The organism is Brevibacillus laterosporus LMG 15441 (assembly GCF_000219535.2).
Lineage (GTDB): Bacteria > Bacillota > Bacilli > Brevibacillales > Brevibacillaceae > Brevibacillus_B > Brevibacillus_B halotolerans.
In genome coordinates this window covers 2,745,698-2,768,218 of record NZ_CP007806.1, presented here as the reverse complement: position 1 = coordinate 2,768,218, position 22,521 = coordinate 2,745,698, and the positions used below count along the sequence as shown (strand labels likewise).

Here is a 22,521-nt window from a genome sequence, read left to right as displayed (position 1 = left end):
GAAAGTGGGATAAGATATGTTTTTTGAATTTGAAATGGTATTAAAGGAACATGTATCAGAAGAATTATTCTTGGAGATAAAAGAAAATTATGATAATTGGAAGGATTGGAGTATTTTTTCTACAGGAATAGATTCACTTTCTTATATGGGAATTCTTGTAGAGCTTGAAACAAAATACAATTTGTCTGAAGAAAAATTAAATGAAATTAATAGCTTACATGATATAGAACTTTTTTTAATTGAGGAATGTAAAAATGAATAATGTAGAAATATCACAATTTCCTAAAGAATTACAAGAAACTTTATATGAATACTTTCAAATTAAGAATCCAAATATAAAGATTAAGCTATTAAATCAAAAAGTTTATTCATCAGAAGATAAATCATTAGTTAATATATTCAAAGAAATCAGTGCTTTTGAAAAAATATGGAAGAAGAGTTCGATCAATTCTTTTAATGTAGAAAAATTAATATTAAACTCATCAAAAATAAGTGAATTAGATATAGTAGAGATTAGAGAACCTGTAAGAAATTTGATCCAAAAGTATATAGAAAAAAAATGTAGCATTAATGATATTAACCAAGATTTGATCGAACTACTATCTGATATCTTTGATATTGATTTAGAACGAGTAAAGGAAGCACCTAATAATATTAATATTCAATCAGCAAAACAATTGGGATTAGATAAAAATAAAAGTGTAGTAAGAGGAACTAGTGGAACTAGCGAAGAGTATAAAACTTTTGCGCTCTGTCATCATTGTTATAAAGAACAAATTATTACTGGCTTTTCAACCCAGATAATAACTGGTGAATGCTATAGGAAGGAAGAATTCTATAATAAATTTAGATTATCGAAATTTTTAATGACTGAATTAGTATTCTACGGAAATGAAGCAGAACTATTTAAAGTTAGGGAAAAAATAATTTATCTATTTTGGTGTATTGGTCAAAACTTAAACAAGAAATTTAGAATAAAAATAGCTAATGATACTTTTATGAGCGATAACCCTGAAGTTGTACTATATCAAATATTAAATAAGTCTAAACTAGAGTTGGAGGTATATTCCAAAAGTGAAGACAAATATATTTCCGTGACTTCAATAAATTTTCATGGTTCTTATTTTTCTCGTAAGTTTTTAATGCAAAATAATAATAAAACCTTTATACAAACAATGTGTGTTGGTTTTGGAATAAACAGAATTAGTGAAATTTTAGAGGAGATAAAAGATGAAAAAATTTATGGTTATTGAACCAATTCCCTTTTTTATTAAGGAGCTAATTTCACTTAAACAACAATATAATTATCAGATTTATATAGTATCTAAAGAATTAACTCCTTCCCCATCAGACGACATTAATTATATCAATTTAGATATTTTTATAGAAACAGATTTTCAAAAACTTGTGGATTACATTCTATCTATGGAAACTAGATTAGATGCATTATTTACAGCTTGTGAAAAACATGTAGTTGTAACGGAAAAACTGAAAAAATGTACTGGTTACTATGATAATCAATTTGATGACTTAAATGTTCTTAGAGATAAATCTCTTATGAAAGACAAATGGATTCAAGAAGGATTACCCACTAGTAATTATTTATATCTAACTTCACCTGATATAGAAGAATTACAATATCCTTGCATAATAAAACCAAAATCAAGTTATGGTAGTACAGGGGTTAAGCTGATTAATAATCCACAAGAAATGAAAGAACAATATCTAAAAATAAAAATGTGGGAAAAAGCGTCTAATCATGAACAAACACTTAGAGGTACTATCATTGAAGAATATTTTAATGGTGATGAGTTTTGCGTAGATACATTTTGGTATAAGGGTGAACCGGTTGCTTCATTTGTGATGGGGAAATACGGAACTAATCCGCCTTTTTTTCATGATGCCTTGTACTATATACCGCCTCATATAAATAAAGATTTAAATGACAAGCTTATAGATATTGCTAACAAGTCAGTTCATACGATAGGTATGAGGAATGGTGCGACGCATGTAGAGATTAAACATAATAATGGGAATTTTAGTTTAATAGAAGCTGCCTTCAGACCTAGCGGACATACAACTAATTACAGCTTATTTAAAAAACAATTTAACGTTGACATTTTTCATTTATATTTATCGATACTATTAGGAGAGGAAAATTATATTTCGAATTACAAAAAATTACTCCAACAAAAGAATCAGAAATTAACTTTCTATTATGATGTAGGCTATGAGAATTATGGACGAGTTAAGGGGATCCAGGGGTTAGAGAAAATTAATTCGCTAAAAAATATTTCTGGGGTAGATATACTTCAAATTACTAAAGAAAATGAATATATTGGTCCTAAAACTTTCAATTCAGGGAATAAACTGTGTCTTCTAATTGGTTATTATGATGATTTAGATCAATTGTTACATTATGTGGATACCAATTTCGGTTTAAACCTAAAGGTTGATAAATAAAAAATAGTAAAAGGAGGGGGAAAATGAATCAACAAAGTAACTTTGATACCTTTATAATTAATCAAAAAAAATTTACAAGACGAATTTTTCCTATACAGCGCAAGTATTTAGAATATAAAAATATAAAAGAATGGTTAGTGCCTTGTATTGTAAGTTTTGAAAAGGTTGATGTAAATCTATTAGTTAAAAACATGAAAGAGATAATCAAACAGGAAGAATTGCTGCGATGCACATTAAACAAAGAAAACCCTACTTTAGTAATGATGGAAATATACGAATATAACGAAAACATACCTATACCAGTGTATACACTTGATAAATCGGACTCTTTAGATGATCTGATTTTAAATCTATCTCTAGATTTAAAATCACGAGAAATTACTAATCATCTTTTATATAATATGGCATTTATAATAAAAGATGAAAAAATTTACTTTGTCGGGATATTTAACCACATAATTTTTGATGGAGGATATAATTTTAAAGATAATTTATTACATGGTCCAACTAGGACTAAAAAAGCAATAAATCACTATATTACATATATTAATAGTTTGGATGCTAGTAATTATCAAAGGTTCTCTAAGTATTCCGATATAAAGGACGAAATATATAAAGAACATAAAGTAATAAATAATAAAAGTTTTTCCTTTACGTATTCCACCAAAAGGTTATTAAAACAAAGGTACTTAACAATAGAAGAATTTTGGTATCTAGTTGTTTATAATTCTTTATTTAGGTTTTTCCCTGAGTACCTAAATATTCCACTTTGTTTATTAGTGGGAGGAAGAACTTTTGACGGAGTGATTTATGCTCGGGATTTTGGTGATTACCATGACGAGATAATGTTGGTTAAAAACAGATCTTCTAATAATGATGATAAGTTAGAAGAATTTAGGTTTTATAAGAATAACCCTTACAGGAATGCTAAAGAATATGCCAATTTTCTAGAGAATGAAAAAGTCTCAGCATCTTCTATTCAAAATATGGAACCTATTGTTCTTGTTGTTAATGGTAAATCTAAAAATGGTGATGAGCAAATAGAATATAAAAAAATATTGCCAAGAGATAAAAAACATTTTTTAAGTATTAAAGTGTTATGTCACTCTTCATTTACAAATTTTGATGTATCTTTTTTGTTTTCAGATAAACTAACAGATAGGAAAGAAAGCTTTGAAGTGATTATACGTGAAGAAGCTGAAAAACTAATAGACGAAATAAATGCTAACGACAAAAATATGTATATGGTAAAAAAGTATGGAAAATGAAAATTATTTAAAGGTTATTTGGAAAGATAAGAATTTTAGACTTTTATTTCTAGGCAAGTTTTTCTCAAGTGTGGGAGATCAACTTTATTTGCTAGGTTTACCGCTCCTTACTCTTAAATTAACAGGCTCAGGTTTTGCTTTATCTTTAGTTGTCGCGTGTGAGTATTTAGCCAAACTGTTAAGTTCACTTTGGGCGGGGGTAATAGTTGACCGTACAAATAGAAAAGTAATATTAATAATTTCAGCACTACTACAGGGAGGAATTGTAGGATTAATTTACTTATTAAGCATACATAATTTATTAAATACCTTAACAATTTGTATATTGGCAGCTTTTGTTGCGTTATTAAGTAGTTTTTACTTGAGTGCTGAAGGCGTTATACTTCCAATGCTTTTTAATAAGAAATATTATGCCGCCTTAAATGCTCAATTTGGGTTGATTAATTCTGCTAGCCGTTTGATAGGGCCTGTAATAGCTGGCAGTTTAATTGGAATCTTTGGTGTCCAAGATGTCCTTTTGATTGATGTAGCATCTTTCTTCATATTAATAGTATTGGCAGGTTTTATGTCAATCCCTAAATTAAATGAGTCAGTTGCTTCCTCAAAAGATTCAATTTTTCATTCAATAAAATTAGGTTTTGTTTTTCTTAAAGAAAATAACTTTTTAATAAAGGTAGCATTAGGTAGTTTTTTTATTAATATCGCTCTAGGACCAATATTAGCTTTATTAGTATATTTTTTACAAGATAGTTTTAATGCCTCATCTATGGAAATTGGTATTATTTATGCATGCGGTTCTATAGGTGGACTTATGATGGGGTTTTTAGTTCCCAAAATAAAAAATCATGTTAAATCTTTTTCAGTTATTTTCCTAATCAATATTAGTTTTTTAGGTATAGGTATAATCTCTTTAGGGTTCTCAACTAATGTTGTCATGGCATCTATTAGTAATTTTATAAATATTGCTATGATCATATTGTTTAACGTTAGTTATAACACTCTTGTTCAACAAATGACTCCCATAAATTTTTTGGGAAGAGTTAACTCTGTACTTTTTATTATTTCACAAATATCTTTACCACTATCAATTGGTGTATCGGGCCTACTAACTGATTTAATAAATATAAGAGTTATATATATAAGTCTTGGAATTTCAATGGTCTTAATAGGTTTAATATTTTATATGTTAGTTTATAAATCTATAGATATTGCAATAAGATCAAAGGAATCTCAATACAAATAAAAAACTGATAAGGGAGGATATTATGATAAGTAATAAAATTAAGAATCGATTGAATCAGATTACCTTAAATATAATGCATGTATTAAAACAACAAGAATATATTAATGGTATTGCATTAGTTGGTTCTATCAATATCAGTGATAGTTTTAATGATTATGATTTATTAATACTTCACGAACATGAGGAGGTTTTTGGGAAACTAAAAAATATATTCAGTGAATACAATATTTCAACTATTGATGACAGCATTAGGATTACATTTGAAGATAACAATAAAGATATTAATTTAGCTCTGTATACTAATAAAGAGTTTAGTAATAAGGTTTATAGTTTATTTAAAGAAAATAACCCCATCGGGGAACATAGAGAATGGGCGATAGGATATTGGCTTCCAGAAATGTTAATACAAGATCTGTTGAAATGCACAATAATTTATGATAGAGAGAATAATTTCAATGATATTTTAAATTTTATTAGTGGGAGAGAAGTAGATTTTAGAAATATGATAATTGAAAAATGTAAGTGTGAAATTAATACAAAAATTAACTACCTTAATAGTAAAATAAGTGATTTAGAAATTAAAATCATAAGAAATGACTTGTTACTTACTTTTATTAGGTTATCTTCATTATTAACTTGCTCGGACTTGACCGGGTTTAAAAAATTGGACTCCAAACTTAACACCTATTTTTATCAAATGTTATCCTATTTTTCGAAAACAGAAAATAGTAGAGATACAAGTATCTTTGCTAACAAGATATTAAACCATTTAGTTTTGGAGGGGAAATATGAATTTTAAAAAAATATGTTTTGGCACTTGGCAATTTGAAAAATCATTTAACAAAGTTACAAAAGAAGATGCTTTAAATCTGTTAGAGTTTGCTATTGATTTAGGTATAAGAAATATTGATACAGCTCTAGCTTATGAGGATGGTGAAATTGAAAGATTAATTTCAAAAACTAATGTTAATAGGTTAAACATAATTACAAAGATCCCTGCTAAAACAAAGCCTAGTTTACAAGTGCAAGCTCACATTTCTGAATACTATGATATTGATTGGATAGAATCCTGTGTAAGAAAATCTATTAACAATTTAAATTGCTATCCAAATACTTTTCTACTTCATAATTGGAGCGATAATTGGATATCTTCACTAGAGATATTAGATTATTTAAGGAAATTAAAAGAAAAAGGATATTGCGAAAAGATCGGAATATCTTTACCTAACTCATATTGTGGGAATCTATCTGATACTGTTTTGCAACTTATAGATATTGTAGAAGTTCCTTATAACGATAATGATCAGTGGGTATTAAGTAATAAAGAATTACTGACTTTGAATAAAGTTGAGATTATTACTAGAAGTTTATTTAAACAAGGGAATTTGATTCCAAAAGAAAATAAAGATTTATATATTAGAGAAAAGATCAGAAAAGCGGCAATCATTTCTGACCTTATTGCAATCGGAATGACTAATAAAGAACAAGTTAAACAAAATATTGATTTTATAATAAAATAAATGATGGAGAGTGTTTTTATGTTGATGAATAAAGAAATATCCAAGAATGATTACTTTAAATTAGCTAATATTGAAACTTTTAGCCCTGTTAAAGGTTTAAGAAGTGATAATGATTATCTTATGAGAGATTATATGTACGCTGTATTGGTACCAGATAGAAGTCATCCTCTTTCCTGTGTAAGTGTTTCAAACAATTCTTTTAGTATTGATTTGTGGACAGGCTGTTCTTTTCAATGTAGTTATTGCCACGTACAAGGGATGATTGAAGACATTGGTGATGATGGAAAAATGCTTGTTCAACCTGTAAAAAGGAATAATTTCTCCATTGACGAGATTGTAGATAGTCTTATAGAACATCCTTATTTTATTGCGAATACTAGTCTTATTAGTATTGGCACTTCAAGTACAGAACCATTTGCAAAAGGAGAGGTAGTAGACAGTACCTTTGATTTAATGCAGGCATTTGTAAAAAGAGGATTAACTAATCCATTTTGGATTGTTACAAAGTATGGTATCCCTTCTCAAAAAATAACAGATTTTGAGCAAATCACTAAAACAAATAGGATTATTATTTCTCTTTGTTGGGCTAATGCTCCAAAAGAAATAGAACCTGCCCAAAATAACAGATTTAGGAACCTGGAAAAAATTCAGCATATTGATAATATTTCAGTAAACTGGTACATGAGACCATTTGTTCCTGAGTGGAATGGAACACCTGAAAATGTTCTCCATATGGTGAAATATGTAAAGGAAAATTATGATGGAATGATTGATTCTATTGTACCTGGTGGTCTTAGGTGGACTGAGGGTATAGAATACGGTTTGACAGAAGCAAGAGATTTAGAAATGCCTCCAATTATAAAAGAGGATAATATTAAAAGTATGTCGGATGATTTATGGAACTATATTGTAAAAGTTACAAAAGAATATTTTCCTACGACCCCCGTATACTATCATTCTTCCTGTGCTTTAACACATGCTCTTGAAGTACCTAGTATTACTTTATTACAGTTTGAAAAACAACATGATTGTTCAATATCTGTTTGCCCAATATCACAACGAGAAAAATGTAACAACGCTAAAATAGACGATCAAAGTGTCTATAGAGCCCAGGCGGAGTTAGATAGAGTGGAAATACCTGTTAAGATTTTATCTTTGGATGAGAAAAATTTAAAAGTCGAGACTTCTCCTCCATTAAAGGAATTTACACCTGCTATCAAACAATCAATCTTAAGAATAATATCAAACTCAATTTAATTGAATAGTTTTATTATTAATTTATCTTTTTCTAATCTAAAAATTCAGAATGTCAATGTTATTACTTGACCAGACTTTAACCGACGTATAACCGAGATGTTTGTTTGAGAAGGGAAACGACGCCTTCCTAAAATGTGGACCTGTACCAACAGTTTCGCGGGAGACGTCTCCTATAAAAACAAAGCATGGTTATTTTATAAAATTATACGTTGATTGTCTAGGAGTCGGATGTTTGTTAAAAGTAATGAGGGGTATCTTTGTGGTGACTGCGATGGGTTTAGCAGTGTACTGATTGATAACTGATAATAATGAATTATTTCCTTATATGTTGTTTTTTAGGAGCATGATGTTGGTTAAGGGTGTCTCTGAACTAATAGAAAAGCGAAATAGGAATGCAATATTAGCTTTCCTTGGGTCTACTTTTGTCATTTCTGTTTACATCTATACTTTTAAAGTTAAAAAGAAGGAGCGATTATTGAGCATTACTGGTAAAATGGTAAAAAATATAACTTTATTTCAATGCTACAGCTGTTCGTTGACATTAATTTTGGAAATTTAAGAAGGGGCTGTCCCTAAAGTGATATGCTCCACTAAAAGTAGACAGGTGAAATAATAAAACCTGCTATTGAAGAGGGCTTTGCAAAATTCATACATTTTCTGTAAAAACAAGAACCAGTACGTTCGTGTACTGGTTCTTGTTATATAATTAAAGAAAACGAAAGAGTTGGATTTCATGCTTAAATTCTACGAAACAACAATCGCTCTCCTTCCATGCGGAGTTATATAAACTCATCCAATTAAACTAGCCCAGACACTATAATAAACATTAAGTTATAAAATTCGTCAGATATTGATAGAAAAATTAGCACTTTGTTAAGAATATTACTATTATACTAAACAGAAGATGTCTTAATTGCTATGGATTAGAGTCAATATCTTGGACACAATTAAGTTAAGCACTAGGATGCTTTTCTTTGCAAGTCTTCTACTTCTTGAGGTGTTTTGTAGCCTAGACTACCATGTATTCGGGTTCGGTTATACCAACCTTCTATATATGTAAAAAGCGCAAGCTTTGCGGATTCATAATCAATGTAAGTCACATGGTTTACTTCTTCTTTCTTCAAAATGGCATGGAACGATTCGATACAGGCATTGTCATAGGGACAGCGCTTTCTGCTAAATGAGTGAACAATGTGAAGTTGCTTAACATATTGCGTGAAAAAGAGTACCCTATGATTTTTTTAGAATGTAGATCAAGAACGGATGCCAAATAACACCAACCATCCCGAAGAGTATGAATATACGTAATATCTGCTACCCATTTCTCGTTACTAGATGTTGTTTTAAAATCTTGCTGAAGTAGATTAGGTCTCTCCATAACTCTGTCTTTGCTTCCTTGTGGGCGGAATTTCTTACGCGTAATGGATCGAATATCGGCCTTAATCATTAATCGTTGCACTTTTTTCTGGCTAATAGAAAAGCCTTCTCTATTCAAAAGATAATGAATCTTGGGAGCACCATAACGTCCCTTGCTATCCTGATAAATTTCAATCATTCTCTTTGTAATCAGTTGGTTCTCTTTATGACGTGGAGAGTGCTCTTTCTTTTGGAATTGATAGTATGTACTTCTGGAAAGATTGAGTACCTCACACATAGTCTGTACAGAGTACTTTTCTCTGTTTGCTGCAATAATTTGATTCAGTTCTGCAATTTCTACTTTTTCGCGAATATGGCCATAGCCTTTTTTAGAATTTCATTTTCCTGTTTCAATCGAAGCATTTCCTTCTTCATAGCAGCAATCTCTTTAGGTGCAATAGATTGTCCTGCTTCTCCGAGAGGAGTAAATTCTTTGATCCATTTGTAAATAGTGACTTCTGAAATACCATAATCGCTAGATAATTCCTTTACAGAGTAACCAGAGTGATAAAGATCTACCACTGTTCTTTTAAAATCTTCATTGTATCTCTTGTTCGTTTTTTTGTGTTTCATCCGGACTCATCTCCTCTTGTTTTCATTGTAAGGACTTAACTAAGAGGTGTCCATGAAACAATACTAACTCCACTAAACATAGAAAGAAACGGTGTTTGGTTAAGCGAAGCGTATCTGTTTTTGGCAAGTAAGAAATGTACCAAATGGCAATTAAAAATGTACTACTTACCATTCCTGAAACTATTTACTGTGTAATAGCGATTCTTTGTATCGATGACCATTGGAGACGATCAAATGAGAGTGATTTCAGAAACCTCTTCTTCAAGATGCTTGATTTGCTGTTTTTTCTCGAAATACTTCTCAAAAATGTCTGTTTGCTCCATCTGTATCTTCAACTTATTAGTCGCTTCAGGATACATACGACTTAATAGAATAGTGGACGCATCGGAACCGTCAACAGGAGGAGCCTCACGAGTAAGCACATGATGATACCAAAAGTCACTCGCAAGTCGAAGCAATTGGTTAATAATTTCCTCATCACGCATGACTTCATATTCCCGATACTTGTTTCCTCCGATCAACGTAGCAAAGTAGTCCCAATCTAGCCCGGTGACAAAGAAGTACCATTGTAATTGGACGTAATAATAGTCAGGGATATTCCCGTCATCCCATTCGTTACGCAAATATCGCTGGCTGTTTTGATCTCAAAAATACCGCGCCCGCGATTCGGACAAATGATCATGCGGTCCAGATTTCCTAAAGCCCAATCGTGTTGGGGATGAGCATAAATCACTTTTTGTTCAAGAACGGCACATTTAGGATGATTACTTGCAAACTTCTCTTGGATGTACGATGCTGGCATTAAGCGACCCAATAGAGATCGTTTCTTTACCAATTACGTAGTTTTTAGTGTTAAGCAAAAGGCAAACAAAATGTTCTGTAAATGACTTAAGTCGGATGATAACAGTTTGTATACATCTTCAGGCTTACGGACGGTGTATGAGCAGTGAGAAGGAATAGAGAGCGTGTGAGTTGATCTTAGGGCAGATATAATTTGACGGGCTTTGGCTGTACCAATTCCCTTGATGCTCACTAGTTCTTCTACTGTTGCCTGGAGTAGTTCTTTTGTTGTTGGGAACATAGTAAATATCTCTTCAATAATGTAGCTGCCTGGCTTTTCACGTAAAGAATCTGTCAGTAAGGATTTCAATTCCGTTTGCTTGTAAGAATCAATCTGGAAAACCTCCAATACATCTAATTGATTTTTACAAAAAGGAAATAAAAATGCCTTGGCAATCCTGTAAATGGGATTATGCCGAGGCTACAATGATTTCATAAGCTTTATCAATGAGTGGATTTCCTTCCGTTGTTTTTAGAAACAGGTTTTCTTTGTACGATTCTGTTTCTCGCAGCGGTTTTGCATGAGTGGCAAAATCGGAAACGGCATTGATAAAGCGAAATGCATTTTTACCGACATCAATAAGATCTGGAGCATCGAAATATCTATGTTGTTATATCTGCTCGCAACAGCCGGTTATTTTTTTCTTGAGTTTTTGAGGCGCTGTCAGTCAAGGGAAGAAGGAGCTCGATGTATTCCATGACCTTACGATCTAAAAGTTTAATTTGGTTTAATCGGTCTGACTCGACTCGTAGAGTCCATATAAGATTCAGCCATAAGTAACGTCCTCTTTGCTTCCTCCAGTTTGGACTTGATATCTCCAGTATGAATGGTTTCCCACATTCTTTTTTCAGTACTAAGGGCAAGGTGGTTCAAGGTATTTTGGTAAACAACCCGAATTGGGGTCATTGCCACTTTGATACTTCCGCTACCGTCATGGCTGTTAGAAAAGACCATGTATGGGCTAAGGATTTCCCATGTTAAGGTTCAAAGGTAAATGGCAAGAAATCAAGATAGGAGCTATTGCCACTGTATCCAGCGGGTTAACACCTCTAAGATCAAATCTAAGTTATTATGAAAAGGGCACTATTCCCTGGGTTAAAACAATGGATTTCAATAATTCATTCATAAAGGCTACTGACGAAAAAGTTAGTGAAAGGGCAATTTCTGAAACCTCTCTAATTTTGTTGCCGAGTGATACATTGTTAATTGCGATGTATGGCGGATTTAATCAAATCGGTAGGACAGGCATAACAACCTTTGTTGGAGTTACAAATCAAGCCATCTCATCTCTTATACTGAAAGGGGATTTCTTTGATGTAGTTTTTCTTCAAAACTACTTAAATCATAATGTAGGAAAGTGGAGAAATGTAGCAGCCAGTAGCAGGAAAGGCCCTAATTTAACGAAGAGTGATATAGAGAATTTCAAAGTGGTTCTGCCCGACAAAGAAGAGCAATCAAAAATCGCTTCCTTTCTCTCGCTTCTCGACCAAGAGATCGAGAAACAGCAAGAGAAGATCGAACAAATGGAACTGTTAAAGAAGGGGATGCTGCAGAAGATATTCTCGCAAGATATCCGTTTTAAGGATGAGAATGGGCGGGAGTTTCCAGAATGGAGAGAAGTAGCATTAGGTGATCTAGGTTCTTTTGTAAAATCGTACGCATATTCACGTAGTTATGAGGGGGAGGGTGAATATTACCACATCCATTACGGTGATATTCATTCCAAATTTAAAGGTATCGTCGATTCAGAAACGGAGATCCCCTCTTTATCGATTGACGCAAGTGTTGATTCTTTTGCTAACTCAACCGAGCTGAAAAAGCATATGCATTAACACCATAATGGAGGTAATTAATTTGGAGATTATTAAACATAAGATTAACTGGGATGAGTCTGAGCATGTATATAATGTGAGTGCCGATTCAGATGGAGATGAAGCACTACTCAAATGTCTTTTACGCTTCTTTGCATATTAAAAGCAAATTTATTGAAGGAGATTGGAAAGTAGCTTATGGCTACATGCCAAGTGTTGAGAATATTATGGTACGGCACTGTTTTATTGTAAACGAGATGGGAGAAGCTATTGACCCTACAAAAATTGCTTGTAGAACGTGTTAACGAAACTGACGATGTCTACGTATCATTTAAAATATTCGAAACCTATCAAGAGTATATTAGTGCTGTAGAGAATAATAGCTGCTTGCCTGATCTAATAAAACCACTCATGGATTTAGATGCTTTATTTAGAAGAAGCCCTTGGGCTGACAGTAGTAATAAGATTTTCATTGGATAGCTTGATCAAGAACGGATTGTGCTTCTGAAGAAATAGGAACGGAAGATGGAAAGCACAATAGCTCAATAAATTCGCTTTTATCAATTTTGAACAACATGCTAAAATATGTTTGTACCAGTTAACCTTAATGTTGAGTATTGAAGACTTCTATAAAGTATTGTAGTAACTGGTACATAAAACAAGAAGATTTGGCTACGAATAGTCGTATATATTGTGCAGTAATCTCTTAGGAAATAACCGCCCAGAATAGGGTTGTAGCCAGCAAGTATCCCCTCCAATGAGACGCTACATGTTCTTGGCACTCCGCATATTCAGAATCATTAATCTGTTGATATGACAGTTGTTTTGCTGTAAACAAAGAACTTAACAGAAAGCCTTTAAAGTTTTTGAAGCGAATCCTCGACCTCTTAGTTTATTTTGGGTTATGCACCGAATCTAAAACCTGACATGCTTCATCAGGTCCATTTTTGCCGTTCGTATTATAGGATCAACCAATTATTGTTGGTTGATCCTTATACATTTTTTGTCGACGATTGTAGGGGACTGAGTCGAAAGTACCTCCCGTAGAACTTGATGATCCTCCCGTCAGCTATAATGTTCAGACTTACTTTTTACTACCATGTTGAGGCTAGTTGGGACACTGTTCTAGTTAACAAACGATGGAATACAAGATAACATATAATCCAAACTTGAACATACTTAGAAAAGACTATCGGTACTCCTTCAAGCAACTTAAGAATTGCAAGACAGAGCCAAGGACCCGTAATTATTTTAGTAGCAACCGGCCTTTCTCAAACCAGATGTTCAACTTAGTCTTGGTTGGTATGGAAAAGTTGTTGGTATTATTATAAAAGGATTACTTAACGTTAAATAGATTTTTAATAAATCGAACGAATCGATTGATGGCTTTATTAGTAGTTCGTCCATATTTTGAAGGTTCAAAGAAATTACACCTTTCATTAAACAATCTATCACCTAATTCTTTTAGTTCGTCTAATTGGATAACTCTTTTAATAAATAACTTCCTGCATTGAAGCGTACCGCCACTAAAATTACTTTCGATTTCGCTTCGTGGTTCTACTTCAAAGAAGCATAGGTTATAAGGATTGTCAAATCCAGGATGACCACAAATTAATGAAGGAAAGTCCTTAACAAGGTATCCATTTCCATCTTCAAAGTCGACTTCTTCACCGATTTTTAGTGGCGTTCTTCCTCCATGCACAGTTGTTCCATCTTTTTTACATGCCTTAATATACATTTCTGTTCATTACCTCCTAAATTTTTTCATGAATCCATATATCTAAAGTTTATCAAATGACAATATTTTGACCCTCGAATTTATGTCTTACCCCGCCGAAGCAATGGTGTACAACAGGGCTATGCTATTTCTATGACACATAACGTCGTACGACTCATCTGGAAGTAGGACAGATTAGTCAGAGTGGGTAGAATAATGATAATGGGGAGGCCAAAGTAAACGAGGCGGTAATGAAATCTTCCCTCTACGGGTAAAGAGAACGCTGCGGGAGAAGTTGTTTGGAATATAGGATTTTAAAATTCTAATCAAGTGAACTCTGGAAAAATTGAAGTGACAGAGGATTTTATATTTGTAAGAAAAAAGTAATTTCGAGCAATTGCATAATGATCCACTTGTAATAAAATATTCAGAAATGTTATGTCAGCTTTATGTGACAAGAATCTGATTGGGAAGCCGTTAACAGAGGATGAGCTACTTTTGAAATTTGATAAGTACATAAATCAAAAGCGGTTTATAAAACTATGGAAGTGTCCATCCAGTAATTAAGATAGTAAAATTTATGTGGTATCTATTTAATATAATCCATCGCAATGTTATAATGTAAAAAATTACACATGATATTCATGGGTGTGCAGACACAGTGAAACAACAAAAGTCTATGAAAATAGGCTGTTGTTTTGCTGTGTCTTTATTTTTTTTTGAGGTGTTATTAGAATAGAGTTTTTTAATGGTTTTCTAGCTTTATTACTATCAATATCAGCGGTGATGATTGGTATTCCACCGGATTCAAGCTTTGCTTCCAATAATCTTTTCACTCAAAATGCTGGTTATGATCAAGAAACAGTAGATATTATGGAAGGAGGTTATGAAGAAGGGGCCTATGATAAAAAGGCAATAAATCCAATGAATCCTGTTTATACCCCTAGTAAAAACAGCAATAAAAGATATACAGAAAAGGAATATCCATATGTATGGAAGATAAACAATTTTGATCCTAAGTTAATTGGCAAAGATGGAACAATGTATGGAGCAGCTGGGAAAGAAATTTTGGCAGTAACACCTATAGGGAAAGTTTTATGGAGAGCTCCAGGACATGGGGTCATTGGATTAAGAAATGATGATGTTATTCTAGTCATGCAAAATATAGCTGGACATAATAAAACAATGAAGGCTTTAGATACTAAAAATGTAAAGAATTGTGGAGTTTTAAATCAGCGGGCCTAGTAGAAAACGGCTCTCTAGATGCTGCGGGAACCTATTATACTGGCGTTTATGAGAACTCCAAAACTTTATCAATCAGAGCTATTGATAAAGATGGTCAGCTTAAATGGGAACAAAAATTACCCCTATCATTTTCTTTGGAAGGATTAGTTCTTTCAAAGAAAGGGATTATTTACACAACTAGCAAGAACCAAATAGTAGCTATAAATAAAGAAGATGGGTCAATTAAATTTACAAAAAAAGTAGGTTCAGATAGCCTTCAACTTTCAACTCCTGCGATTAGACAGGATGGATTTTTATTGGTTGGCGTAAATAATTATACTCAAAATGGAACAAGTTTCTTGGCAAAGATAGACCCAAATACAGGGAGTTGGGTATCATCCAGTCAATTCCCTAATCCTGGATTTAAACAAATTGTTTTTGATGATCAACTAAATTTGTATACCTATAACAATCGTTTTGTTTTTAAATTGGATTACCAACTAAATAAAAAATGGGAGTGTTCCATTAATTTTCCCTTTAAATTATCTTTTGATTTCAACAAAAATTTACTAAATATGCACGATCAACCCGCACACATTATTAATCCGATAACTGGGCTAGTGTGAGTTAAATCAAATTTTTGTTTTGTCTGATAGAAAATAATCCGTTAAACGTCAGAAATCATCCGTTTATTGGCGGAACAGCATTTACATTTTATTGATAATAAATACAGATTTGAAGTAATAGGGAGGCGGTCAGAGCTTAATGGGGCAGAAGTTGCTCTTAAATGCACAAAAAGGTAACAGCAAAAGGGGGGGCATTCTCTTTTGCTGTCGAGTTTTTTGAAGCAATTGCAACGAACGGAATACCGCAAGAATTACAAGTACTAATGGAGGTGGTTACATGGAACCGAAACGTGTTATTTTCTTGTCATTAATGATTTGTTATATCGGCCTAGGAGTCATTAATCCGGTGCTGGCTCCATTAATTCAAGAGATGGGCCTCGATGAAATGCATGCAGGCTGGATCATTTCAGCTTCCGCCCTCATCTTGTTACTTGGTGCTCCCATCTGGGGGAAACAAAGTGATCGATTCGGTCGAAAACCGATTATGATTATTGGTTTGGTTGGGTTTACGTTTAGCTTGGTGCTATTTGCTTGGCTCTCTTGGATTGGTTTACAGGGGAGAACAGAGCTGACTTTGCTTTTTATCCTATTGTTGCTTTCACGGATGCTGTTCGGTCTGTTTTTCCCTGCAATGACTTCCTCTGGGCAAGCACTGATGGCCGATTTAACTTCATTGAATGAACGCTCGGCGGGAATGGCGATGATTGGTGCGGCAAGTGGTATTGGTTTTCTGATCGGCCCCGCCATGGGGGCAGCATTATCAGGGATTCACCTCCTGTTTCCTATTGTTGTTGCTGCTGTTCTATCATTATTTGCTGCTCTTATGGTGTATGTACGTATTCCGCGTTTTACACCAAAGTCATCTGGTAAAAGAAACAAGCTTAATCTACGAAAGCCAGGTATACGGCCTTATTTATTGATTGCCTTGTGTATGATGAGCGCCATTGTGATGCTACAGGTGACAGCAGGCTTTTATGTCCAAGATAAATTTGGATTAAACTCCAAAGATACGGCGCTGTGGGTTGGAATCAGTTTGTTTTGCGTCGGTTTTATGATGGCATTGGTCCAAATAGTAGTCATTCGGAAACGCTCCTTCATGCCGCGTACCTTGCTTCGTATCGGTCTGCCGATACTGGGGGGAGGCCTGCTGCTTCTTGTTTTCATTAACAATTTATTTAGTTTCGTCCTCGCTTTTTTACTACTGGGTGTTGGAGGCGGATTCGCCATGCCAGGTTATACAGCAGGTGTTTCGTTGGCATCAGGAGAAGAGGAACAGGGAGCAGCAGCAGGCTTGACTACGGCGGCAACAGGGGTGGGCTCTTTTGTAGCACCGATTGCTGGAACGGCATTATACCGAATTCAGCCGGAAGCTCCTTATTGGGTAGGGTTCCTTGTAGTTGCGTTGTTGACGATTTATGTCTGGAGTACGCATCGTGGCTTGTGGTCGAACAAATCGCGATCAAGAACAACTAGTGATATCGGTAAGTAAAAGAGAAATGGTGGAATTGTAGTTATTTCGTTTACCTACAATTTCCACCATTTTTTGTATGGACAGTGTTCTCGATTTCGATAGATTTACTTGCGGATGCTTTAGGATGTTTGGCTTTCTTGTGGCAGATTGATCGAAGGAATGGCAAACTACTCGTTGTAATGCTATACTTCGCTCTGTAGTCAGGTCTGTAAAGAGGCAGAAGGCTTTTTTTATTGCGTAGAACGTTTCGAATGAAAAGAGCTTAAAAAAACGAATTGTAAGAATTGATTTACGATTGAGCCCCTTTTGAAAGGAGTGAAATTCTGTGAAAAAAAGTAGTATTGTAATACCCCATGAACACGGGGGATGGGCAATGGTTAGCGTCCCGTTTCTTTTCGGAATGCTGGCTGGAAAACCTCAATGGATGCATATCCTCTTATTTCTAGCTTGGCTATTTCTCTATTTGTCATCTTATCCGTTTCTTCAATATATGAAACGAATCACACGAGCTGAGCACTTGCTGAAATGGGGATTATTGTACGGTTTACTTGCCCTTATTTGCTTAATACCAGCGCTTGTAAGCAATCCATTCCTTTGTGCTTTTGCACTACCGCTACTTATTCTTCTTTTGGTAAATGTATGGCATGCAAAACGTAAAAAAGAGAGGGCGATCGTTAACGATTTATGTGCCATTCTTATTTTTTCCATTGGAGGTGCTGCTTCTTACCTTTTGGCTGGTGGAGAGTTTGATGTAACGATGGCTGCTATTGTATTGTTCAGTTGGTTGCATTTTATGGGTAGTGCATTTTTTGTAAAGTCAGTTTTTCGGGAACGAGACAACAAGCGTTGGATCATGTATGCTCATATTTATCATGGACTATTACTGGTTGTTCCGTGGCTAATAGGCTTTCCTTGGATGGCAATTGCTTATGTCTATTCAACTGTGAGAGCTTTTGTCTATGCTGGAAAAGCGATGCGTCCATGGAAGGCTGGAATCATTGAAATTATAGGTGCGGTACAGTTTTTGATACTGTCTAGTAGCTTTTATCTGTAAAGGAGCGAACACATGGAAGAGGCCGTTATTACGCTATATACAGGGATAGGTAACCCAGATCGAGTTTTTAATTCCATTATCAGTAATTTTGAGCAAGTTAGCAAATCACATCAGGTAGATGGTGGGCAGTTAACGATTACCTTGCAAGATGATACTTTCATGAAAATAAATCGCATTGATTATATTGCGAATCAAGAAGAAGTGGAACAGCAAATAAACGGGATGGCTGCTTACTATTCCCAGGTAAAAACCGAACGATTTGATCTACAGCAAAGTGTTATTCAACAGATTTTGTGCTTTACCTGCATCGTTGGAATTCGATTTGAGCTTACCAATGATACGAATCGGACCCATTTTTTAATGGATGCTATTTATGCTGTTGCCAGCGAGATAAATGCTTATTTACTGTATCCAAGCATGGAGATATTTAATAGTGAAGGAAGGCTTGTGTTCTCATTAGAGGGAAAAAGTGAGCTGGAGCAACTCATTCCAATAGCGAATTCCGACCTGTTAGACCGTGATAAGGGGGAGGAATCAGAGGCAGATCGCGATCGAATGAATCGCTCTATTGCTTTATTAGAAGCAAGAAATATTCCATATATTTCTCATTTGAGAGTAGCGTTGGTGGAAGAGGATGCAGTCATTAGAGACCTTACATCTATCGCGAAAAGAGTTAGTGCCCTGTTCGCCGTAGCGCTATATTCGGAAGTAGTATTGTCTCCAGAGGGAAATCGGAAGGAAGCCTTGTCTTATTTTGAGAGGGTAGACGAGGTATATCAAGTTAGAGATTGGCTGACGCCAAAGGAAAGAGCATATATAGAAAAAGCAGAATGTAAGGAGATTGAATGTATTCAGTTTGTGTGGAGGTATGAGTGCTGCGAGGTCTTACTATGGGCGCTTGGATTGATAGATGAATTAACATACCCAGATAGCACGTGTCATGTCCCACGAATTTCGGAATTACTCATTCAATATCAAAGTTTGGACGATTTAATACAACATTGTGAACCGAGGTCTCAAAAAGAATTACTAGATGCAGCCGATCTAATTATGCGTTATGACTGGGCATGTGTGGATGCCCGCATTAACCAGCAAAATGCTCCGGCTGAATTAGACGCGGGGGTCGTGTTGGAAAGACATTATGCATTTAATTGGCTTGTTGGCGGAAATGGTCAAGCAGAATGGGATGATAGTATACCACATACCTAATTACGCTAGCTTATTACATAGAATTTGTACGGACAATGGTGAAGCAAAAGATAAATAGATCGAGCAAGAGTAGTCATTTTATGTGCATGATTGTTAGGATTATTTGCAAGGGGTGGAATAGATGGAACTGATACAAGATGTACAGACATTGATCAGGGAATCGCATAAAAAACAGTTGAAATATTTGTTTTTCTGGGGAAATACCCCGAAGAGAGAGGGAATTGTAGATAAATCCTGCTTCAGCCAGTGGTATCCAGCTCCTTTTGTAGAGGATGGCATTACATACCCTACCGCAGAGCATTATATGATGGCGAAAAAAGCGGAATTGTTTGGCGATGCTGCGATTCGTGATCAGATTTTGCAGCAGAAGCATCCAAATCAAGCAAAAGCACTGGGACGTAGAGTACAAGCTTTTAACGAAGAAGTGTGGAATGCACATAAACTCGAAATTGTTCAACAAGCGAATTTACTAAAATTCGGTCAACATCCTCAGTTAAAATCCTATTTACTCCAGACTGGGAATCGAGTTCTAGTGGAAGCTAGTCCTTATGACAAAGTATGGGGGATTGGACTAGCGCAAGATCATCCTGATGCTGAACGGCCACAGCACTGGAGGGGAGAGAATCTGTTAGGCTTTGCCCTTATGAGGGTGCGAGAGCAATTTCGGTAGTCGAGTCGATTAATAAATGACAAAGGGGAGAACCATATGCAAAAAATTCGCAGAACGAAAACGATAGAAGGAACGAAGATACCTGGTTTTATTTGCAATGGCGGGAGTTATTTTTTTATTTATGTAGACGTTTATGAGGATGGAATGGTTAATTGCTGGGAGCTAGTCGATTTAGATGGAATGGTTGAAAAGCTCAATAAGAATTGGCTCGTCCCTAGTGTCCCTCAAGGTGAAGCGATCTCTATATTTGGATTGGGATCGTATGAGATAGCGGATGCACAGTGGAATTTTGACCAAGGCCAATATATGAATTTGATCCGCGACACTGTTACACAACTAAATCCCTCACTCCGTAATATCTATCGTATTTCTGAGGAAGAGAAGGAGCTATGGAATGCTAGAAGGATTCTGCATTCTCCAACCCCCGAAGACTTCCGTGTTACTCACGAAATTGGATATGACACTGTAGCGGGTCAAGGATTCACAGCCTTTATGAAGCATGAGGGGAAAAATTATCTTGTGCGAATTGTTGTTTATAAGGATGATGCTGTGGTTTGTTACAATTCATTTTTTACATTTGAATATAGTATCGAGAGTGTTAAGGAATTGTGGGACAATAAAGTCTTATTTACTTCATTTGAAGAACCTACTGCTATCGTACTTGATCATTTAGGCGAGGTAACATTCTCAGTAGCTCAGTATGCAAGCGAAATCAATGATAAGTATGATGAATTGCAGGATATGCTTAAAAAGCTTAAGGGAGAAACAGCTTCTTTAGAACTATGCAGACAGGTCTATTATGAGTATTTAGAAGATCCATCCGAGTTTAATCGAGCTAGACTTCAGGAAAAGTATGAGCTTGTACCCGAGCATGAGCGAATGTTTCTAGGGGATATGGATTCAAAGGATTCGGATTATGTTCGAATTATCTATTATCCTGATGAGAAAAGAGAAGTCTAGAGTGTTTACATACAGCGATGAATGGTTAAACGGACTATACAATGAGTATCAGGAGAAGAGAATTCCCCACGGGGAATTGCAGCAATCTAAGCGTCAAATCGTTTTGTAAGATGGCTTTGATGTATGGAAAGGAAGAAGTAATCTGTAAGAATCACCTAGGAATGAAGATTTTGTTATAAATAAATTTTTAACACACGACGATAGCAGACTCCAGCAAACTAGAAGACAAAGAGAACTAGCTAATCCCCGAACTTGTCAGAAAGAACAGATGACCAGATGATGGCGATTTTGATAATTAGGAATACGATAGCGAAAGTATATCCAAACGTCAGCAAGCAGAGCTTGAAACAGTCAAATGAAGAAGCTATTGGATTATGCATTCTGCTGATATCTTTTGTTCAGCTACTTGTGGTACTTGATCTAACAGTAGAAGGCAAAAAGAGGGGAAAGGGTACCACTCGATCAGGAGCTAAGGAAACTCGACGCCGATTGAGAAAAAGTGAATAGGATTCTAGAAAAATAACAAATCTATCTTATTTCATTGCCCAAACGATGAGATAAGATAGTTTTGTTTTGTGAAATGGATATCGATCTCGATCTCGGAGGTGAGAAACGTGATCGAGTTGGCTTATTAAAGGGATAGGAAGTGTGATCGTATGTAAAAATGCTTCAAAGATCAACTAGCCCATACATGTACATGTTAGTGAGATAATAAAAAGTAACAATTTACTCTTTGATGTGAGGTGCATCAAAGAACCCCTTCTTTTTTTACGTAAAATGCTCCCCTCATCAACCGAAATGGACAAAACTGCTCCCTTTTTACAGGAAAATGATATTTTTATTTAACTAACAAATTGAAAATTCTAAGAGGAGGATTCTGAAAAAGAATTCTTTTACAAAAGATGAATCTATTTATTTTTTTGTAAAAATTATTTATAATATGATTTGTAAATACTTCCTAATACTTACAATACCAATTAGTAATGCGCTTTTTTATTAGCAGAGTTAATTGATTTTGATTGTCCGCGATTTGAACTGAGAAGGCGATTCTTGATTTTTGAGAGATTTTTTATGCAAGTAAATTTCGATTGATCGCTCCACGGAAATATTGAGTAAAGTACCTCGTTAGTCCTATCTGATATAACATCTGACACACCTATTTTAAATTTCACTAAAATGACTTTTTTACATGTATTCT

General features: G+C 34.6%; 20 protein-coding genes and 2 pseudogenes. 16 read left to right on the top strand and 6 right to left on the bottom strand.

The window, feature by feature from the left end; all coding sequences use genetic code 11:
• Positions 1–16: 16 nt before the first annotated feature.
• From BRLA_RS12080 to BRLA_RS12045, 8 genes are read left to right on the top strand one after another with little or no spacing between them, the layout of a single operon-like run.
• Complete coding sequence (locus BRLA_RS12080; RefSeq protein WP_003336404.1) at positions 17–262, top strand: hypothetical protein; 246 nt, start codon at positions 17–19, stop codon at positions 260–262.
• On the top strand, positions 255–1,253 hold the full coding sequence (locus BRLA_RS12075) for a class-II aminoacyl-tRNA synthetase family protein (protein WP_003336405.1): 999 nt from the start codon (positions 255–257) through the stop codon (positions 1,251–1,253). The genes BRLA_RS12080 and BRLA_RS12075 overlap by 8 nt, the downstream gene beginning before the upstream one ends.
• Entirely contained in the window at positions 1,231–2,463 is a 1,233-nt protein-coding gene (locus BRLA_RS12070; protein ID WP_003336406.1) for an ATP-grasp domain-containing protein, read from the top strand. Before BRLA_RS12075 ends, BRLA_RS12070 begins: the two co-directional genes overlap by 23 nt.
• 23 nt (positions 2,464–2,486) lie before the next feature.
• Positions 2,487–3,731 carry a hypothetical protein gene (locus BRLA_RS12065; protein ID WP_041752173.1) on the top strand — a complete coding sequence of 415 codons (1,245 nt, stop codon included), beginning with the start codon at positions 2,487–2,489 and terminating at the stop codon, positions 3,729–3,731.
• Positions 3,721–4,974 (top strand): MFS transporter, encoded by a 1,254-nt coding sequence (locus BRLA_RS12060; RefSeq protein WP_041752172.1) that lies wholly within the window; start codon positions 3,721–3,723, stop codon positions 4,972–4,974. Before BRLA_RS12065 ends, BRLA_RS12060 begins: the two co-directional genes overlap by 11 nt.
• Positions 4,975–4,996: 22 nt before the next feature.
• Positions 4,997–5,773: a hypothetical protein gene (locus BRLA_RS12055; RefSeq protein WP_003337742.1), complete on the top strand. Its 777-nt coding sequence runs from the start codon at positions 4,997–4,999 to the stop codon at positions 5,771–5,773.
• The gene (locus BRLA_RS12050; protein WP_003337741.1) at positions 5,763–6,494 is read left to right on the top strand and encodes an aldo/keto reductase; all 732 of its coding nucleotides are present in this window, start codon (positions 5,763–5,765) and stop codon (positions 6,492–6,494) included. The genes BRLA_RS12055 and BRLA_RS12050 overlap by 11 nt, the downstream gene beginning before the upstream one ends.
• A gap of 18 nt (positions 6,495–6,512) precedes the next feature.
• Positions 6,513–7,751: a radical SAM family protein gene (locus BRLA_RS12045; RefSeq protein WP_003337739.1), complete on the top strand. Its 1,239-nt coding sequence runs from the start codon at positions 6,513–6,515 to the stop codon at positions 7,749–7,751.
• A 959-nt stretch (positions 7,752–8,710) separates the two neighbouring features.
• Here the strand turns inward: BRLA_RS12045 and BRLA_RS12035 are convergent.
• The 5 genes and pseudogenes from BRLA_RS12035 to BRLA_RS25275 form a co-directional block, all read right to left on the bottom strand.
• Positions 8,711–9,740 (bottom strand): annotated as a pseudogene (locus BRLA_RS12035) (IS3 family transposase).
• A 230-nt stretch (positions 9,741–9,970) separates the two neighbouring features.
• Complete coding sequence (locus BRLA_RS24095; RefSeq protein ID WP_003337735.1) at positions 9,971–10,363, bottom strand: hypothetical protein; 393 nt, start codon at positions 10,361–10,363, stop codon at positions 9,971–9,973.
• On the bottom strand, positions 10,282–10,542 hold the full coding sequence (locus tag BRLA_RS25285; RefSeq protein WP_119912818.1) for a YqaJ viral recombinase family protein: 261 nt from the start codon (positions 10,540–10,542) through the stop codon (positions 10,282–10,284). The genes BRLA_RS24095 and BRLA_RS25285 overlap by 82 nt, the downstream gene beginning before the upstream one ends.
• Positions 10,508–10,890 (bottom strand): annotated as a pseudogene (locus tag BRLA_RS25280) (JAB domain-containing protein); the annotation flags it as partial. The gene BRLA_RS25285 and the pseudogene BRLA_RS25280, both read right to left, overlap by 35 nt.
• Positions 10,891–11,298: 408 nt before the next feature.
• Positions 11,299–11,535, bottom strand: coding sequence for a DUF932 domain-containing protein (locus BRLA_RS25275; protein WP_197718117.1), 237 nt, complete (start codon positions 11,533–11,535; stop codon positions 11,299–11,301).
• A 20-nt stretch (positions 11,536–11,555) separates the two neighbouring features.
• Between BRLA_RS25275 and BRLA_RS22790 the strand changes: the two genes are divergently transcribed.
• A complete protein-coding gene (locus BRLA_RS22790; protein ID WP_003337731.1) occupies positions 11,556–12,413 on the top strand; it encodes a restriction endonuclease subunit S in 858 nt (285 codons plus the stop codon).
• A gap of 1,315 nt (positions 12,414–13,728) precedes the next feature.
• Here BRLA_RS22790 and BRLA_RS12000 read toward each other — a convergent pair.
• Positions 13,729–14,130, bottom strand: coding sequence for a hypothetical protein (locus BRLA_RS12000; protein ID WP_003337729.1), 402 nt, complete (start codon positions 14,128–14,130; stop codon positions 13,729–13,731).
• 765 nt (positions 14,131–14,895) lie between these two features.
• On the opposite strand from BRLA_RS12000, the gene BRLA_RS11995 reads away from it, so the two are divergent.
• From BRLA_RS11995 to BRLA_RS11965, 7 genes are all read left to right on the top strand, one after another.
• A complete protein-coding gene (locus BRLA_RS11995; RefSeq protein WP_003337727.1) occupies positions 14,896–15,354 on the top strand; it encodes a hypothetical protein in 459 nt (152 codons plus the stop codon).
• Positions 15,327–15,959: an outer membrane protein assembly factor BamB family protein gene (locus BRLA_RS11990; protein ID WP_003337726.1), complete on the top strand. Its 633-nt coding sequence runs from the start codon at positions 15,327–15,329 to the stop codon at positions 15,957–15,959. The genes BRLA_RS11995 and BRLA_RS11990 overlap by 28 nt, the downstream gene beginning before the upstream one ends.
• Before the next feature lie 277 nt (positions 15,960–16,236).
• Positions 16,237–17,448 (top strand): MFS transporter, encoded by a 1,212-nt coding sequence (locus BRLA_RS11985; RefSeq protein WP_003337725.1) that lies wholly within the window; start codon positions 16,237–16,239, stop codon positions 17,446–17,448.
• 307 nt (positions 17,449–17,755) lie between these two features.
• Positions 17,756–18,484 carry a YwiC-like family protein gene (locus tag BRLA_RS11980; RefSeq protein WP_003337724.1) on the top strand — a complete coding sequence of 243 codons (729 nt, stop codon included), beginning with the start codon at positions 17,756–17,758 and terminating at the stop codon, positions 18,482–18,484.
• Between the two features lie 12 nt (positions 18,485–18,496).
• Positions 18,497–19,693, top strand: a complete 1,197-nt coding sequence (locus tag BRLA_RS11975; RefSeq protein WP_003337723.1) for a DUF4272 domain-containing protein — start codon at positions 18,497–18,499, stop codon at positions 19,691–19,693.
• Between the two features lie 121 nt (positions 19,694–19,814).
• Positions 19,815–20,363, top strand: a complete 549-nt coding sequence (locus BRLA_RS11970; protein WP_003337722.1) for a riboflavin biosynthesis intermediates N-glycosidase — start codon at positions 19,815–19,817, stop codon at positions 20,361–20,363.
• Positions 20,364–20,399: 36 nt separating this feature from the next.
• Positions 20,400–21,323, top strand: coding sequence for a DUF7638 domain-containing protein (locus BRLA_RS11965; RefSeq protein WP_003337721.1), 924 nt, complete (start codon positions 20,400–20,402; stop codon positions 21,321–21,323).
• The last annotated feature ends 1,198 nt before the right edge of the window (positions 21,324–22,521 follow it).

Coding starts and splice junctions, on each gene's coding strand:
- BRLA_RS22790 (WP_003337731.1), top strand. CDS start 11,556: ATGTTAAGGTTCAAAGGTAAATGGCAAGAAATCAAGATAGGAGCTATT.
- BRLA_RS12000 (WP_003337729.1), bottom strand. CDS start 14,130: ATGTATATTAAGGCATGTAAAAAAGATGGAACAACTGTGCATGGAGGA.
- BRLA_RS12065 (WP_041752173.1), top strand. CDS start 2,487: ATGAATCAACAAAGTAACTTTGATACCTTTATAATTAATCAAAAAAAA.
- BRLA_RS12070 (WP_003336406.1), top strand. CDS start 1,231: ATGAAAAAATTTATGGTTATTGAACCAATTCCCTTTTTTATTAAGGAG.
- BRLA_RS12060 (WP_041752172.1), top strand. CDS start 3,721: ATGGAAAATGAAAATTATTTAAAGGTTATTTGGAAAGATAAGAATTTT.
- BRLA_RS12080 (WP_003336404.1), top strand. CDS start 17: ATGTTTTTTGAATTTGAAATGGTATTAAAGGAACATGTATCAGAAGAA.
- BRLA_RS12050 (WP_003337741.1), top strand. CDS start 5,763: ATGAATTTTAAAAAAATATGTTTTGGCACTTGGCAATTTGAAAAATCA.
- BRLA_RS11985 (WP_003337725.1), top strand. CDS start 16,237: ATGGAACCGAAACGTGTTATTTTCTTGTCATTAATGATTTGTTATATC.
- BRLA_RS25285 (WP_119912818.1), bottom strand. CDS start 10,542: ATGCCAGCATCGTACATCCAAGAGAAGTTTGCAAGTAATCATCCTAAA.
- BRLA_RS11995 (WP_003337727.1), top strand. CDS start 14,896: ATGATTGGTATTCCACCGGATTCAAGCTTTGCTTCCAATAATCTTTTC.
- BRLA_RS25275 (WP_197718117.1), bottom strand. CDS start 11,535: ATGGTCTTTTCTAACAGCCATGACGGTAGCGGAAGTATCAAAGTGGCA.
- BRLA_RS12045 (WP_003337739.1), top strand. CDS start 6,513: ATGTTGATGAATAAAGAAATATCCAAGAATGATTACTTTAAATTAGCT.
- BRLA_RS12055 (WP_003337742.1), top strand. CDS start 4,997: ATGATAAGTAATAAAATTAAGAATCGATTGAATCAGATTACCTTAAAT.
- BRLA_RS12075 (WP_003336405.1), top strand. CDS start 255: ATGAATAATGTAGAAATATCACAATTTCCTAAAGAATTACAAGAAACT.
- BRLA_RS11970 (WP_003337722.1), top strand. CDS start 19,815: ATGGAACTGATACAAGATGTACAGACATTGATCAGGGAATCGCATAAA.
- BRLA_RS11975 (WP_003337723.1), top strand. CDS start 18,497: ATGGAAGAGGCCGTTATTACGCTATATACAGGGATAGGTAACCCAGAT.
- BRLA_RS11965 (WP_003337721.1), top strand. CDS start 20,400: ATGCAAAAAATTCGCAGAACGAAAACGATAGAAGGAACGAAGATACCT.